The following is an 18,406-nucleotide window of genomic DNA, read 5'->3' as shown; positions in this document are numbered from 1 at the left end:
GCCGCCCGATCCGCGCTGCATAAGGCAGTGCGGAAAGGGCGGCTTTGACGCATCGCCGCGTCTCAAGACATCGCGAATGATTTTCTAACGCTTTGATAAGCAGGAAATTATTCTGACATTTTCTATGTGTTGTCCCGGATTCCTGCTGATCGCCGCGTGGCGTACAGCAGGGCCATCCCGCTCCTGAGGCGGGCCGGACAACAGGCCGATCAGGCTCCGGGGGGCTTCACCTTGAACATTATTGACACTTTCGCTGGCCGTTCCACCGAGAGCACGGGAGAGACGCGCTCTGCCCGCTCATGGCGCGCGGGAACGTCCGTGGCGACGCTTGCTGCAATGATGGTTCTGGGCGGGGTCGTGCCCTTCGCGGCATCTGCCACCCCCGCACCGACGCCGTCCGCCACGCCGACCCCCACCCCGACCCCCACTCCGGGGCCGATCGTGATGCCGCCTGTCGGGTCGCAGATCGAAAACCCGCTTACCGGCGAGCTGGAAGTCGTCACCACGCAGATGCCGCCGATGCAGGTGCAGACGGCCAGCAACAATGTGATCCTGCTCGCCACCGAAGTGGGGCAGACTTTCGACGTTTCGGGCACGACCTATACCGTCACCGCCGTTACGACCAATACCGGCGGCGCAGTCACTTCGGTGTCGCTGCAAAGCTCTGCCGACAGCACGATCAGCACCACCGATGTCGTGACCTCGGTCGCTCCCGCCACCAATGCGAGCGGGGCCGACAACATCGATCTGCCCTCCGATCCGGGCGATCGCACCTATCGCAACGTCCAGCGCGGCCGCAGCGGCGGCAACGGGCACATCGGCGCGCTGTTCATCTCGGCCGGTAACGGTGGTTCGGGTTCGAATGGTCCGGACATCACCGATTCCATCTCCGGCTCGATTTCGTCGCAGTCCAGCGGCCTTGCCGCCGTCATCGTGCAGAGCATTGGTGGCAACGGTGGCAAGGGCGGCAACGGCTATCTCGGCTCGCACGGGGGCACCGGCGGCACTGCCGGCGTAGGCGGCGATGTCAGTCTGGTCAGCACGGCGAGCGTGGTGACCACGGGCACGAGTGCCTATGGCATCCTCGTCAGCAGCTCGGCCGGCAAGGGCGGCGATGGTGGTTCCGGCTGGCTGTCCAGCGGCGGCTCGGGCGGCGGTTCGCCGGGCGTGGGCGGCAATGCGGCAGTCACCAACGAGGGTTCCGTTGCCACCAGCGGTGCCGGTTCGATCGGCATTCTGGCACAAAGCCTCGGCGGTACGGCGGGCAGCGGCGGCGACAGCTTCGGCCTCGTCGCGTCTAGCGGCGGCGGCAGCTACGGCGGCAAGGGCGGCAATGTCCTCGTCAACCAGAACGGCGTGGTCCAGACTTCCGGCGACGGCGCGCACGGCGTCCTTGCGCAGTCGGTGGGCGGTTCGGGCGGTAGCGGCGGCACCAGTGGCGGCGTATTCGCCGATTCCAGCTCCGGCGGCGCGGGCGGCGCGGGCGGCAACGCCACGATCACTGCGGGCTCCGATTCCTCCACGAAGACGACCGGCGATTATGCCCATGCCTTCTTTGCGCAATCGGTAGGCGGCGGCGGCGGCAACGGTGGCACGACGGTCGGTCTGGTGGCGCTGGGCAGCGCCGGCAGCGAAGGCAGCGATGCCGGAACCGTCAGCATCGCCATCGCCGATGGCGCCTATGTCTCCACGGCGGGCATCGGCTCCTACGGCGTGATGGCGCAGTCGATCGGTGGTGGCGGTGGCAATGCCGGCGTCAGCGGCGGTCTGGCCGCGCTGGGCGGCACGGGCGCGGGCGGCGGCAATGGCGGCACCGTGTACGTGTCTTCGGGCGCGACGATGGTGACGACCGGTGCTTCGGGCAAGGGTATCTTCGCCCAGTCGGTTGGCGGCGGCGGCGGTTCGGCTGCGGGCACCGGCGGTCTTGTCTCGCTCGGCGGTTCGGGCGCGGGCGGCGGCGACGGCGGACTGGTCCAGGTCACGCAGACCTCGGGCGGTTCGATCACCACGTCCGGTTCATGGGCAGATGCGATCTTCGCACAGTCGGTTGGCGGCGGTGGCGGCGCGGGTTCCGGCGCGGTCGGTCTTGTCGGCCTTGGCGGTTCGGGCGCAAGCGGTGGTCTTGGCGGGGCCGTGGTTGTCAACAATCAGGGCGCGCTCAAGACCACTGGCGATTACGCGCGCGGCATTTTCGCGCAATCGGTGGGCGGCGGCGGCGGCGCCGGCGGCAATTCGACCGGCCTTGCCGCGATCGGCGGCAGCGGCTCGGGCACGAGTCCCGGCGGTAATGTCACGGTCACCAACGGCGGTTCGATCCTGACCACGGGCCTGCGCTCCATCGGCATTCAGGCGCAGTCGGTCGGCGGCGGCGGTGGTGACGGCGGCTCCTCGACCGGTCTCATTTCGATCGGCGGTTCGGGTGGCGGCGGCGGTAACGGCGGCGTAGTCACGGTCACCAACAGCGGTATGATCACGACCCAGGGCGACCAGGCTCTGGGTATCATTGCGCAATCGATCGGCGGCGGTGGCGGCAACGGCGGTTCCAGCACCGGCGTGCTCGCGATTGGCGGCGATGGCGGCAACGGCGGCAAGGGCGGCAAGGTCGTCCTCAACGAAACCGGCCTCGTCTCGACTTCGGGCGACGACGCGACCGCGATCTTCGTGCAATCGATTGGCGGCGGCGGCGGCAACGGCGGTTCGGCGGTGGCGGGCGGGCTCTTCGCCAGCGCCGCGTTCGGCGGTTCGGGCGGCGGCGGCGGCGCGGGCGGCGATATCTGCGTCAACACCAACTCCGCCTGCACGACGGCCAGCTCCGACATGGGCGCTGCCTATATCGAGACCTATGGCGACCGTTCGAGCGGCCTGTTCGTCCAGTCGGTCGGCGGCGGCGGCGGCAATGGCGGCTTTGCGCTCTCGGCTTCGGCGGGCATTGGCGCGACGGCGTCGATCGCATTCGGTGGCTCGGGTGGCTCGGGCGGTTCGGGTGGCGCCGTGCGCGTCGGCCTGCAAGGCACGATTGCCACCAAGGGCCAGCTTTCGGACGGCATCTTCGCCAGCTCTGTCGGCGGCGGCGGCGGTAACGGCGGCTTCTCGGTTGCGGCGGGGGCCTCGCTCGGCGGTTCGCTGGCGATGAGCTTCGGCGGCGGCGGCGGCGTGGGCGGCGCAGGTGGCCTCGTCGATGTCGAGAGCGCCACGGACATCACGACCGAGGGCGACCAGTCGCGCGGCATCTTCGCGCAGTCGGTCGGCGGCGGCGGCGGCAATGGCGGTTTCGCGGCCAGCGCGGCGATTGGCATCGGTGCGATCACCTCCACCTTCGGCGGCGTCGGCGGCGCGGGTTCGGACGGATCGACCGTCAAAGTCGTCTCGGTTGGCGATATCTCGACCAAGGGCGACCAGTCGGACGCGATCTTTGCCGAAAGCGTCGGCGGCGGCGGCGGTAATGGCGGCTTCGCGGTGGGCCTTGCGGGCGGTGCGGCGGGCGCGGCCAGCCTGACCTTCGGCGGCGGCGGCGGTAATGGCGGCGCGGGCGACGATGTCACCGTCTCCTCGACGGGCGACCTTTCGACCGAAGGCGTCAGCGCCAACGGTATCTTCGCCCAATCGGTGGGCGGTGGCGGCGGCAATGGCGGCTTTGCGGTTTCCGGATCGGCCGGCGGCATTGGCGCGATGTCGGCAGCCTTCGGCGGCAGCGGCGCGAACGGCGGCAAGGGCGCCAAGGTCACCGTTTCCAGCACCGGCACGATCACCACGGTGGGCGACCTGTCCAACGGCATCCTTGCCCAGTCGGTGGGCGGCGGCGGCGGTAACGGCGGCTTCTCGGCGGCGATTTCTGGCGGCGGCATCGGCGCTGCGGGCCTGTCGATGGGCGGCGCGGGCGCCAACGGCGGCGACGGCGACGAAGTTTCGGTCACCTCCGACGGTGGCATCTGGACGCAGGGCGCGGCTGCGGCCGGCATTCTGGCGCAATCGGTCGGCGGCGGCGGCGGTAACGGCGGTCTGGCGATTTCGGCCAGCGGCGGCTGGGCCGGCGGTGCTTCGCTGGCGTTCGGCGGCGGCGCGGGCAATGGCGGCACCGGCAGCACGGTCACGCTGGTCAGCACCGGCAATATCCTGACCGAGGGCGACAGCTCGCAAGGCCTGTTCGCGCAGTCGGTCGGCGGCGGCGGCGGCAATGGCGGCGGCGCCATCGCGGCTTCGGGCGGCCAGGGCGGCGGCATTTCCGCCTCGTTCGGCGGCAAGGGCGGCGACGGCGGCTCCTCCGGCAATGTCAGCATCGACAGCACCGGCGACATCCAGACGCTGGGCAACAATGCCGACGCCATCTTCGCCCAGTCGCTGGGCGGCGGCGGCGGCAACGGCGGTTTCGCGATCTCGGCGGCAGGCGGCCAGTTCGGCGCGGTCAGCCTCTCGATGGGCGGCACCGGCGGCGTCGGCGGTTCGGCGGGCGACGTTTCGGTCGACTCTGATGGCGACTTGACGACTTCGGGCGACTTCTCGGCCGGCGCGCGCGCGCAGTCCATCGGCGGCGGCGGCGGTAACGGCGGCTTCGCGATCTCTGCATCGGGCGCCCAGTTCGGCGCCGTTTCGCTCTCCTTCGGCGGTAGCGGCGGCACGGGCGGCGCGGCGGGCGACGTCACGCTCACCTCGACCGGCGACATCTGGACCGAGGGCAACTATTCGCAGGGCCTGTTCGCCCAGTCGGTCGGCGGCGGTGGCGGCAACGGCGGCTTCTCCGTCAGCGCGGCGGCTGCACAGTACGGCGCGGCAGCCATTGGCTTCGGCGGCAAGGGCGGCACCGGCGGTGCGGCAGGCGACGCGGACCTGACCAATACCGGCGACATCGTCACGCTGGGCGACTTCAGCGCGGGCGCGCAAGTCCAGTCCATCGGCGGCGGCGGCGGCAACGGCGGCTGGAGCGTCAGCGCGGCGGGCGGCCAGTACGGCGCGGTCGCTATCGGCTTCGGCGGCACCGGCGGTGCGGGCGGCACGGCGGGCGACGTAACGCTCACCTCCACCGGCCAGATCGCAACCACGGGCGACCAGTCGAGCGGCCTTGTCGCGCAGTCCATCGGTGGCGGCGGCGGCAATGGCGGCTTCTCCGCCAGCGTCGCGGGCGCGCAGTACGGCGCGGCGGCACTGTCGTTCGGCGGCACCGGAGGCACCGGCAACGATGCCGGCACCGTCACCCTCGCCAACACGGGCGACATTTACACCGAAGGCACGCTGTCCAACGGCATCTTCGCGCAGTCGGTCGGCGGCGGCGGCGGTAACGGTGGCTTCTCGGTCGCAGTCGCGGGCGCGGAATATGCCTCGGCAGCGCTGGCGCTGGGCGGCAAGGGCGGCTCCGGCGGCAAGGGTGAGGCGGTTTCGGTCGTCTCCGCAGGCAACATCACCACGCTGGGCGATCAGGCGGACGGCATTCTCGCCCAGTCCATCGGTGGCGGCGGCGGTAATGGTGGTTTCGCCGTTTCCGGCACCTTGACGGCCAGCAGCGACGGCATTTCGGCCTCGGTCGCCGTGGGCGGGCAAGGCGGTTCGGGCGGCGAGGCGGGCGACGTCTCGCTGATCAGCACTGGCGATATTTCGACGAGCGGCGCCAGCTCGGTCGGCCTCTTCGCGCAGTCCGTGGGCGGCGGCGGCGGCAATGGCGGTTTCGCCGGCGCGCTCTCGCTCTCGGTCGGCAATGCGGTGGCCGTGGGCATCGGCGGTTCGGGCGGCACCGGCAATACGGCCGGCAACGTCACGCTGGGATCGACCGGCAACGTGTCGACTTCGGGCAACCTCGCGGCCGGCATCCAGGCCCAGTCCATCGGCGGCGGCGGCGGTAACGGCGGCTTCAGCCTGACCGCTTCGGCCACGGTCGAGGGCCAGTCCATCGGCAACAGCAGCGGCGGCACCGGCGGCAGCGGCGGCCTTGCCGGCAATGTCGACGTGACCAGCCTTGGCACCGTGCAGACCACCGGTGAAATTGCCAACGGCATCTTCGCCCAGTCGGTCGGCGGCGGCGGCGGCAATGGCGGCTTCTCGATCTCGGCAAGTCTCTCGGCCAAGGGCGATTCCGATACGCAGAGCGTCGGCGGCAACGGCGGCACCGGTAACGACGCGGGCACGGTCAGCGTCTCGGCCACGGCGGGCGCCAATGCGGGCATCGCGGACTATTCCGTCGTCACATCGGGAACAGGCTCCAACGGCATCCTCGCGCAGTCGATCGGCGGCGGCGGTGGTTCGGGCAGCTTCTCGGTGGGCGGCGCGTTCTCGGGCGAGGGCGATGCGTCCTCCAACCAGGTGGGCGGCAGCGGCGGCGCGGGCGGCAATGCGTCCACGGTCGATGTCGTCAACGTCGGCAAGATCCAGACCACCGGCAATATCGCCAACGGCATCTTCGCGCAGTCGGTCGGCGGCGGCGGCGGTAACGGGGGCTTCTCGGTCGGCGCGGGCGTTTCGATCAAGGGCGATGCGTCTTCGAGCGTCGGCGGCGGCGAAGGCGGCGCGGCAGGCAATTCGGACGACGTCAGCGTCGACACCACCGGCGCGATCTACACCGAAGGCGCTGCGTCCAACGGCGTGCTGGCGCAGTCTGTCGGCGGCGGCGGCGGCACCGGCGGCTTCTCGGTTAGCGCGGGCTTCAGCGCGGAAGGCGATTCCACCAGCGACAGCGTTGGCGGCGGCGGCGGTTCGGGCGGCAACGCCGGCAACGTCACGGTTGTGGCGCGCGAAGGCATCACCACCAAGGGTGACGGCTCCAACGGCGTCTTCGCGCAGTCGGTTGGCGGCGGCGGCGGCTCGGGCGGCTTTGCCGTGGGCCTCGACGTATCGCTGAAGGGCGATGCGGAATCGAACGTCGGCGGCGGCGCGGGTTCGCTGGGCGGAACGGCGGGCGACGTTTCGGTCACCACCGAAGGCACGATCTGGACCGAAGGCGCAGCGGCAGCGGGCATCTTCGCGCAGTCGGTTGGCGGCGGCGGCGGCAACGGCGGCTTCTCGGTCGGCGCGGGCTTCTCCAGCGAGGGCGGCTCGTCCTCCACCAGCGTCGGCGGTGCCGGTGCGGGCGGGGCGATCGCGGGCAATGTCACTGTCCATGCCGACAGCGACATCCAGACCAAGGGCACCGGGTCCAACGGTATCCTCGCGCAGTCGATCGGAGGCGGCGGTGGTAACGGCGGCTTTGCCGTGGGCCTTGGTGTCTCGATCAAGGGCGACGCGGATTCCAAGGTCGGCGGCGGCGGCGGCGGCGACGGTTCCGACGCAGGCGATGTGACCGTGACCGGAACCGGCACGATCGTCACCCTCGGCGATCAGGCCAATGGCGTCTTCGCGCAGTCGGTCGGCGGTGGCGGCGGCAATGGCGGCTTCTCGGTCGGTGCGGGCCTCAGCCTTGACGGCGCGGCGACCAGCGATAGCGTGGGCGGTTCGGGCGGCGGCGGCGGCAATGCCGGCACCGTCACGGTGGACCGCGTGGGCGACATTGGCACCAGCGGCGCGAATTCGAACGGCATCCTGGCCCAATCGGTGGGCGGCGGCGGCGGCAACGGCGGCTTCGCCGTGGGCCTTGGCGCTTCGATGAAGGGCGATGCCACGTCCACGGTCGGCGGCGGCGGCGGTGGCACCGCAGGCGACGGCGCGGATGTGATTGTCTCCGAAACCGGCACCATCGTCACGAGCGGTGCGAATTCGAATGGCATCTTCGCGCAGTCGGTCGGCGGCGGCGGCGGTTCGGGCGGGTTCTCGGTCGGCGCGGGCTTCAGTCTTGAGGGCGGCGCGACCAGCACCAGCGTCGGCGGTTCGGCCGGCGCGGGCGGCAGCGCGGGCAGCGTTTCCGTTTCGCATGACGGCGATATCCAGACCGCGGGCGCATCGGCCAACGGCGTGTTCGCCCAGTCTGTGGGCGGCGGCGGCGGCACTGGCGGCTTCTCGGTCGGCGCGGGCGCGTCGATGGATTCGGACGCCAAGTCCAGTGTCGGCGGCGGCGCCGGCGGTGCAGCCGGTTCCGCTTCGGATGTGACGGTGGTCCAGACCGGAACGGTCATCACCGCAGGCGCGGCAGCCAACGGCGTGCTGGCGCAGTCGGTCGGCGGCGGCGGCGGTGTCGGCGGCTTCTCGGTCTCGGCAGCGCTTTCGTCCTCGGGCGGCGCGGCCTCGGATTCGACCGGCGGCGGCGGCGGTTCCTCCGGCGATGCCGGGAATGTCAGCGTCACGGTTGATGGCGATATCCAGACCGACGGAGCCCAGGCACGCGGCGTTATCGCCCAGTCGGTCGGCGGCGGCGGCGGTTCCGGCGGCTTCGCGGTCGGCGCGGGTGCGTCCATCGAGGGCGATGCGGATTCGGCCATCGGCGGCGGCGCTGGCGGCGCCTCGGGCAATGCGGGCAATGTCAGCGTCGATGTGAACGGCAATGTCGTCACCAAGGGCACGGCCTCGGTGGCGCTGCTGGCGCAGTCGATCGGTGGCGGCGGCGGCGCGGGCGGCTTCGCGGTGGGCGCGGCGCTGTCCTCCAGCGGCGGCGCGACGGCGGATTCGACCGGCGGCGACGGCGGCTCGGCAGGCAATGCGGGTGATGTTTCCGTCACCCACACCGGCGGGATCGAGACGTTCGGCGCGCAATCGGGCGCGATCCTGGCGCAATCCATCGGCGGCGGCGGCGGTTCGGGCGGCTTCTCGGTCGGCGGCGCGCTGAGCGTTGAGGGTGAGGCGAACTCCACCATCGGCGGCGGCGCGGGCGGATCGGCCGGCAATGCCGGCACCGTGGACGTGGCCAATACGGGCGACATCTTCACCCACGGCGCCAATTCCACCGGCATCGTCGCGCAGTCTATCGGCGGCGGCGGCGGTAACGGTGGCTTCTCGGTCTCCGCGGGCCTCGCGCTTTCGGGCGCGGACGCGGTTTCCAGCTCCACCGGCGGTGCAGGCGGATCGTCCGGTTCGGCCGACGATGTGAGCGTGACCTCGATCGGCAACATCAAGGTCGATGGCGATCACAGCCGCGGCATCGTGGCGCAGTCGATCGGCGGCGGTGGCGGCACCGGCGGCTTCTCGGTCTCCGGCGCGATTGCCACCAAGGGCTCGGGCGCGTCCGACAGTGTCGGCGGCGCGGGCGGCGCGGGCAACGCGGCGGGCAATGTCACGGTCGTTTCGGTCGGCCAGATCCTGACTTCGGGCGATGCCACCAATGCAGTGCTGGCCCAGTCCATCGGTGGCGGCGGCGGCGCGGGCGGTTTCTCGGGAAGCCTGGCGGCGGCGCTGGGCGGCGGCGCGGCGGTCAGCTCGGTCGGCGGCGCGGGCGGCATCGGCTCCGACGCGGGCAATGTGGACCTGACGCTGAGTGGCGCACTCGGCACGCTGGGCAACGGCTCGGCGGCGGTGGTTGCCCAGTCGATCGGCGGCGGCGGCGGCGTGGGCGGCTTCTCGCTCGGCCTTGCGGCTGCATCGGACGGTGAGGGCGCCAGCGCCGTCACCGGCGGTTCGGGCGGCGACGGCGGCGTGGGCGGCAATGTCCTCGTCTCCACAAGCGCGCTGATCCAGACCCACGGCGCCCTGTCGGACGGCGTATTGGCGCAGTCCATCGGCGGCGGCGGCGGTTCGGGCGGCTTTGCCGTGGCCGGCACGCTGGCGTTGGGCGAAAAGGCGGCCTCCAGCGCCACGGGCGGCGCGGGCGGTTCGGGCCAGAACGCCGGCACGGTCACCGTGCAGAACACAGGCGATATCTACACCTTCGGCGCGGCATCGAACGGCGTCGTGGCGCAGTCGATCGGCGGCGGCGGCGGCGTGGGCGGCTTCTCCGGCTCGCTCTCGATCTCCTCCACTTCGGAATCCGTGGCCAACAGCCTTGGCGGTTCGGGCGGCGTCGGCGGCGATGCCGCTGGGGTGAAGGTGGTGACCACCGGCAATATCCAGGTGCTGGGCGACCGCTCCGTGGCGATCGTGGCGCAGTCGATTGGCGGCGGCGGCGGTTCGGCTGGCTTCTCGCTGGGCGCATCGGCATCCAAGGCGGCATCGGCCAGCGACGCGGTGGGCGGCAGCGGCGGCGCGGGCGGCGATGGCGGCACGGTGGAAGTGGCCAACGGCTCGACCGGCTCGGTCGTGACCACCGGCAACTTCGGCTACGCCATCCTTGCCCAGTCGATTGGCGGCGGCGGCGGTTCGGGCGGTTTCGCCACGGGCGGCGCGCTTTCGCTGTCCGAAGGCGCGACGTCTTCGGTCGGCGGCGGAGCCGGCGGTGCAGCGGGTGACGGCGGTAATGTCGGCGTCAACAACTACAGCCTGATCCAGACCAGCGGCGACGGCGCCGTGGCGGTCTTCGCGCAGTCCATCGGCGGCGGTGGCGGCAGTGGCGGCTTCGCGGTGGGCGCGGGCCTTGCGGGCGGCAGCGACAGCACCCTTTCCAATGCCATTGGCGGCGGCGCGGGCAGCGGCGGTTCGGCGGGCACGGTCTCGCTCTACAACGATGGCACGATCCTGACGCAAGGCGCCAACGCAACGGCGGTGCTGATGCAGTCGATCGGCGGTGGCGGCGGTAACGGCGCCTTCGCGGTCAGCGGTGCGCTGGCCAAGGGCGGCGCGGCGAACAGCTCCATCGGCGGAGACGGCGGCACGGCGGGTTCGGCGGGCGATGTTACGCTGGTCAACACGGCGAACGCCACGATCGTTACCGAAGGCGCGATGTCTATCGCGATTCAGGCGCAATCGATCGGCGGCGGCGGCGGTAACGGTGGCTTTGCGGCCGGCGCGGGTCTCGCGCTCGAAGGCGATGCCAGCTCCACCGTGGGCGCGGGATCGGGCGGCGCGGGCGGTTCGGCCGGCGTGGTGTCCATCGACAACGCGGGCGACATCGGCACGCGCGGCGATGGCTCGCTGGCAGTGCTGGCGCAGTCCATCGGTGGCGGCGGCGGTTCGGGCGGCTTTGCCGTTTCGGGCGGCCTCAGCGTCAAGGGCGGCGCGGCCAGCAATGCCGTGGGCGGCCAGGGCGCTGGCGGCGGTGACGGCGGCCTCGTTTCGGTTACCAGCAGTGGCACGATCCAGACGCTGGGCGCTAATGCGACCGCGATCCTGGCCCAGTCGGTGGGCGGCGGCGGCGGCGAAGGCGGGTTCTCCGCCGGTGCGGCAGCAGCCAGCGCCGATGCGGCCTCCAACCTCGTCGGCGGCAGCGGCGGCGCGGCAGGGGCGGGCGGTGACGTCACGATCGCCAACAATGGCGGCACGATCACCACCGATGGCGACTTGTCCTATGCAGTCTATGCGCAGTCGGTCGGCGGCGGCGGCGGTTCGGGCGGCTTTGCGGCCGGCGCGGGCCTCAGCCTGGAAGGCGATGCCGAGTCCGGCGTGGGCGGCGGCAGCGGTGGCGGCGGCGGTGCAGGCGGCCTCGTCAGCCTCGACAACACCGGCACGATCGCGACCAAGGGCGCAGGTTCGGTGGCGGTCTTCGCCCAGTCCGTGGGCGGCGGCGGCGGTGCCGGCGGCTTTGCGGTGGGCGCGGGCCTGACCGCGCAAGGCGGCTCGGCTTCGGACAGCGTCGGCGGTTCGGGCGGCGCGGGCGGTGCCGGCGGCGTGGTTTCGATCACGACCGATGGCCTGGTCCAGACCGAAGGGGCCAACGCGACCGCGATCTTCGCGCAGTCGGTCGGCGGCGGCGGCGGCAAGGGCGGCTTTGCCGTGGGTGCCTCCGCATCGAAGGCGGACAGCGCCTCGACCGTGGTCGGCGGTAGCGGCGGCGCGGGCGGTGACGGCGGCGAAGTCTCCGTGGCCAATGGCGCGAACGGCGCCGTTATCACGCTGGGCACGCTGTCCTACGCGGTCTTCGCGCAGTCTGTCGGCGGCGGCGGCGGTCAAGGCGGCTTCTCGGCCGGCGGCGCGCTCAGCCTTGAGGGCGATGCGAATTCGTCGGTCGGCGCGGGTGACGGTGCCGGCGGCGGCATCGGCGGCGTGGTTTCGCTGAGCAATGCCGGCAAGATCGGCACGGCCGGAGACGGCTCGATCGCGATCTTCGCGCAGTCGGTGGGCGGCGGCGGCGGCGCGGGTGGCTTCGCGGCGGGCGGCGGCCTCACTATCGAGGGCGGCGCGGCTTCCAACTCGGTTGGCGGTGCAGGCGGCGCGGGCGGTGCCGGCGGCGTGGTTTCGCTGGTCAACACCGGCTCGATCCGCACCGAAGGCGCCAATGCCACGGCGGTCTATGCCCAGTCTGTGGGCGGCGGCGGCGGTGTCGGCGGCTTCTCGGTCGGCGCCAGCGCCTCGAAGGCGGACAGCGCCTCGAACTCGGTTGGCGGCAGCGGCGGAGCCGGCGGTGACGGCGGCGAAGTCTCCATCGGCAACGGCGCGGGCGGTTCGATCACCACCCTGGGCGACTTCTCCTACGCGGTCTTCGCGCAGTCGGTCGGCGGCGGCGGCGGTTCGGGCGCATTTGCGGCCGGCGGCGCGCTCAGCCTTGAAGGCGACGTGGACTCCAGCGTCGGCGGCGGTTCGGGCAGCGGCGGCGGTATCGGCGGCAATGTCACGCTGAGCAGCCTCGGCGCGATCCAGACGGCGGGCGAGGGCGCGATTGCGGTCTTCGCGCAGTCCATCGGCGGTGGCGGCGGTTCGGGCGGCTTCGCGGCCGGCGGCGGTCTCTCGGCCGAAGGCGGCGTGACCTCCAACACGATCGGCGGTTCGGGCGGCGCAGGCGGTTCGGGCGGCACGATCACGCTGGAGAACGGCGGCTCGATCCTGACGCTGGGCAGCAATGCCACGGCACTCTTCGCGCAGTCGGTAGGCGGTGGCGGCGGTGTCGCCGGCTTCTCGACCGGCGGCGCGGCTTCCAAGGCCGGTGCGGTTTCGCAGACGGTCGGCGGAGACGGCGGCACGGCGGGCGACGGCGGTGACATCACCGTCAGCAACGCGGCCGGCGGCAAGATCGAGACCGATGGCGCCATTTCCTACGGCGTCTTCGCGCAGTCGGTCGGCGGCGGCGGCGGTGCGGGCGGCTTTGCGGCCGGCGGCGCTCTGGCGCTGGCTGACGACGTGGAGAACGGCGTCGGCGGCGGTATCGGCGGTGCAGGTGGCCTTGGCGGCACGATCGCCATCGACAATGCCGGTCAGGTCGTCACGCTGGGCGACGCTTCGATCGCGATCTTCGCGCAGTCGATCGGCGGCGGCGGCGGTGCCGGTGCCTTCGCGGCGGGCGGCGGCCTTTCGGCAGAGGGCGCTTCGGCCAGTTCGTCGGTCGGCGGAGCCGGCGGCGACGGCGGCGCGGGCGGCAATATCACCGTCAGCAACAGCGGCCTCGTGGCGACGGCCGGCGATCAGGCAGTGGCGATCCTTGCCCAGTCGGTCGGCGGTGGCGGCGGTGTCGGCGGCTTTGCCGTCGGCGGCGCGGCGTCGCAGATGGATGCCGTGTCCGACACGATCGGCGGCAGCGGCGGCGCGGGCGGTATCGGCGGTGACATCACCGTGAATACCAGCGGCGCGGTCTACACCGAGGGCGCCTTCGCCTATGGCATTCAGGCGCAGTCGATCGGCGGCGGCGGCGGTAACGGCGGCTTTGCGGCCGGCGCGACCGTGGCACTCACCGGCGATGCGCAGTCGACCATCGGCGGCGGAGCCGGCGGTGGCGGCGGCCTTGGCGGCACGATCACGCTGACCAACAGCGGCACTATCGAAACGCTGGGCGCCGGGGCCGTTGCGGTCTTCGCCCAGTCCATCGGTGGCGGCGGCGGTGCCGGCGGCTTTGCGGGCGGTCTCACCGGATCGGGCCAGGGTGCCTTCGGGTCGACCATCGGCGGTGCCGGTGGCGATGCCAGCCAGGGCGGCGATATTTCCGTCAGCAACAGCGGCCAGATCCATGCGGCCGGTGCCAATGCGGCAGGCGTCTTCGCCCAGTCCGTGGGCGGCGGCGGCGGCCTTGGCGGCTTCTCGTTGGCGGCGAACGGTGCGGTTTCCAGCATTTCCAACACGCTTGGCGGTTCGGGCGGAGCCGGCGGTGACGGCGGCGCGATCAGCGTCACCAATGCCGCGGGCGCGACCATCGTGGTCGATGGCAATCTCTCCTACGGCGTCTTCGCGCAGTCCATCGGCGGCGGCGGCGGTTCCGGCGGCTTCGCGGTCGACGGCACCATCGCCACGGGCGGGGCGGTCAATTCGGCGCTGGGCGCAGGCTCCGGCGGCGGTGGCGGCAATGGCGGCGCGATCATGCTGACCAATGCCGGCAACGTGCTGGCACAGGGTGCGGGCTCGGTTGCGGTCTTCGGCCAGTCGGTCGGCGGCGGTGGCGGTTCGGGCGGCTTTGCGGGCGGGCTTTCCGTCGGCGCGGGCGGCGCGATCAGCCAGTCCATCGGCGGTGCAGGTGCTGGCGGCGGCAATGGCGGCGACATCGCGGTGACCAACAGCGGTGTGATCCAGACGCTGGAAGCCAACTCCATCGGCGTCTTCGCACAGTCGGTCGGCGGTGGCGGCGGCCTTGGCGGCATGTCCATCTCCGGCTCGCTCAGCACTGGCAGCTCCACGACGACGAGCCTCGGCGGCTCGGGCGGCGCTGGCGGTGACGGCGGCACGATCACGGTTAGCAACAGCGGCGTGATCGATGCCAAGGGCGATCTGTCCTACGGCGTCTTCGCGCAGTCCATCGGCGGCGGCGGCGGTACGGCGGGCATGGTCGTTTCCGGCACGCTCAGCACCGGGCTTGGCGGCATGACGTCCGCGCTTGGCGGCAGCGGCGGCGCGGGCGGCAATGGCGGCGACATCACCGTCACCAACACCGGTACGATCCTTGTGGAAGGCGCGGCCTCGGTCGGCATCCTGGCGCAGTCGATCGGCGGCGGCGGCGGTGCGGGCGGCTTCACCGGCTCGCTGGCAGTCACCGGCGGTTCGCTGAACACGCAAGTGGGCGGTACCGGCGGTGCGGGCGGCGACGGCGGCGACGTTACCGTCACTTCCACCGGCAGCATCGTCACCATGGCGGACGATTCCATCGCGGTCCTCGCCCAGTCCATCGCGGGCGGCGGCGGCCAGTCGGCCTATGCCATCGCGGCACAGGCGGGCGCCTTCGACGGCGTGAACCTGACGCTGGGCGCACAGGGCGAAGGGATCAGCGGCAAGCAGGGTAAGGTCGTCGTCAACCTCTCGGGCGGTGTGCTCCAGACGGCGGGCGCGCTTTCCTATGGCTTGCTGGCCCAGGCCATAGGCGCGGGCGGCGGTAACGTCGCGCTTTCCGTGCCCGATCCGCTGGAAGTCGGCTCGAACGGCCTCACCCTGCAACTGGGCAGCACCGGCGGCGTCGCGGGTGACGGCAACGTCATCGACGTGACCAACGCCAACGAAGTCCAGACCAAGGGCGCAGGCGCCATCGGCTTCGCGGCGCAGTCCATCGGCGGCGGCGGCGGTACCGAGGGTGTTACCGGCGACGTGGTGCTGGGCAGCGGCGATGCCGTCTGGTCCACCATTGTCGGCGGCAGCGGGGACTCGGCAGGTTCGGGCGCGGCGGTGACCATCGCCAACAGCGCAACCATCGTTACCGCAGGCGACGGGGCTCTTGGCCTGCTCGCCCAGTCGGTCGGCGGTGGCGGCGGTGTCGGCACCATGGCGCTTGGCCTTGCCGACGGATCACTGGCAGGTGCTTCGCTGAACGTAGGCGGTGCACAGACGACGGTGGGCAACGGTGGGGATATCACCTTCACCAGCTCCACCGGCGCCATCGGCACCTCGGGCAACCTCGCTTCGGCACTGGTCGTCCAGTCCATCGGCGGTGGCGGCGGCGTGGCCACGCTGTCCTCGATGGAAGGCGGCGCGCTGGGCGACATCACCCTTGCGGCCGGATCGACCGGCGGTGCGGGCGGTGACGGCGGCAACATCGTGCTCGACCAGAAGGCGGATGTCGTCACCAGCGGCATCGGCGCCAACGCGGTGCTCGTGCAGTCCATCGGCGGCGGCGGCGGTCTGGCGACCCTCGACAATACCGGCGGCTCCGGCACGGTCACGAATGTCGACCTCGGCGGCGCGGCCAGCGGTTCGGGCGGCAATATCCAGTTCACGCTCGATGGCCGTGTCCAGACCACCGGCGCGGGTGCGGCGGGTGTCGTCGTGCAGAGCATCGGCGGCGGCGGCGGTTACGTCAGCGCCGTGGGTGCCAACGCGGATGGCACGCTGACGCTGGGCGCATCGAACGGCGCGACCGGCAGCGGCGGCGACGTTTCGGTGGCGATCAACCAGACGATCACCACCATCGGCGCGGGATCGACGGCACTCTTGGTGCAGTCGATCGGCGGCGGCGGCGGCGCGGCCTCCGTGGTTGGCGCGGACGGCACGGTCCAGACGCTGGACGTGGTGGACGCCGGTGCAGTCAGCCCGCTCCGGATGGCACGGGTTGCCTCCCTCGCCCAGACTGCGGCGATCACCAACGGTGTCGATGCCGGTGCGGTGGACGTCACTGTCGGCGCGGCGATCCATACCAGTGGCGCCAATGCCAATGGCGTGGTCGTCCAATCGGTGGGCGGCGGCGGCGCGGCCGTGGGTTCGGACACTGGTGTGCTCGGTAGCTCCGGCATCGGCAATGCGGTGAACCTCACCGTGAACGCCGATGTCGTGACCACCGGCACGGGCTCCAGCGCTCTCGTTGCGCAGAGCACCGGCGGTCTTGGCGCCAGTGCGATCACGCTGGACATCGGCAAGGTCAATGTCGTCGGCGGTCTGGGCGGTCATGCCGTCTCGCTGCTGGGCGGCGCGGACAACACGGTGACCAATGCCGGCACGCTCCAGACCATGGACGGGCAGGAAGGCCTGGTGATCTACGCGGAGGGCGGCAACAACACGATCGTCAACTCGGGCACCATCGTCGGCTCGATCGACCTGGGTAACGGCGTCGGCAGCTTCACCAACGTCGACGGCGGCATCTTCCTGGCCGGTTCGCTGGTCAACGTGGGTGCGGGCACGTTCGTCAACTCGGGCATTCTCAATCCGGGTGGCGGCGGCGTGGTATCGCAGCTCGCGGTGAGCGGCGGCCTGACCCTGACGGCGGCGAGCGAGTACAACCTGGATCTCGACCTCAAGGCCAATACGGCTGACCGGGTCGTCGTATCGGGCGCGGCGGTGCTGGCGGGCAAGGTCACCACCAACCTGCTCAATCTGGGCTATGCCCGGACCGGGACGAACGAAGTCGTCATCCTCGATGCGGCGGGTGGGATCACCGGGCAGGACGCGGTTCAGCTCGTTGCGCCGAATTCGGCCGTGGCGACGTTCTCGCTGGCGTATCCTTCGACCAACCAGCAGTCGATCCGCTACGTGGTCGAATATGCCCCGGCCGGACTGACCCAGCGTCAGGCCATGATCGGCGGCGTACTCGATCAAATCCAGAAGACGCCGACCGACGCCTTCGCGCCGACGGCCGCCGCGATCATCTCGATCCCGACGGTCGGCGCGCTGGGCACGGTCTATGACAGCCTGACGGGCGAGGGCGTGACTGCCGCGCAGAGTGCGACGCTGACGGCGGTGGGCAACAACCACGACGGCATCGACAGCCAGATCCTCGGCCGTATCGGCATGTTCGCGCCGGCCTGGGAGAAGGAGAAGCTCGGCAATCTCTGGATGACCGTCCAGGGTGGCCGTCAGCGGCTTGACGGAACCGATGGCGCGCACGACACGCGCACCAGCGGCTATGTCGTGCAGGGCGGCTGGGACTATCGTCTCGATGCGCGGACGCTTGTGGGGGCCAGCTTCGGCTTCGATCCGCAGAGCTTCTCGGTTGCGGGGGCGAGCACGTCGGGCAAGGCCAAGGTCTACACCGTGGGCGCCTACGCGGGCTTCCATCCGGGAGCGTGGACGCTCAGCGCGGACCTGCTCTACAGCGTCTCGAACACCGACTACGTGCGCGACATGTGGCTCTATGCCGACGGCAATGTGCAGTCGCGCGGCGACTTCACCGCGCATGCATGGTCGGGCCGCGCACAAGTGGCGCGTCAGTTCGGCACCGGGAACGTGGTCTTCCAGCCCTTCGGTGCACTGGAAGCCACGCGCCTCCAACTGCCGAGCTTTGTCGAGACGCATGGCGAGGCGCAGCAGAACGCGACGCTCGGCCTGGCCTTCTTCGGGAAGGACTGGACCCGCGCGCGCAGCCTGCTGGGCACCAATGTCGCGGGCCGTATCGACTTGCCGCAGGGCAAGGCGCTCGTCACCACGCTGCGGGCTGCGTGGGTCCACGATTTCGACCCCGACCGTTCGATCACTGCGGCATTCGCCGGGGCTCCGGACTTCCGCTTCACCACCACGGGAGCGCGGGCCGTCAGCAACAGCGGCCGGATCGACCTGCGTTCCACCCTGCAAATGCACAATGTGGATTTGCAGGCCAGCGTCGGGGCCGACCTTGGCAAGGGCTATAATGACGTGACCGCCATGGTCGGTGTCCGGTTCCACATGTGACCGCGGCGCCCGTCATGTCCATCCCGATGCT

At 71.4% G+C, this 18,406-nt stretch carries 1 protein-coding gene; it reads left to right on the top strand.

Annotated elements, in window-relative coordinates; all coding sequences use genetic code 11:
• Positions 1-318 precede the first annotated feature (318 nt).
• Positions 319-18,375 (top strand): autotransporter outer membrane beta-barrel domain-containing protein, encoded by an 18,057-nt coding sequence (locus EDF56_RS26050; protein WP_165912301.1) that lies wholly within the window; start codon positions 319-321, stop codon positions 18,373-18,375.
• Positions 18,376-18,406 lie beyond the last annotated feature (31 nt).

Source organism: Novosphingobium sp. PhB165 (assembly GCF_004341845.1).
GTDB lineage: Bacteria > Pseudomonadota > Alphaproteobacteria > Sphingomonadales > Sphingomonadaceae > Novosphingobium.
This window is presented reverse-complemented; position numbering and strand designations above follow the sequence as displayed.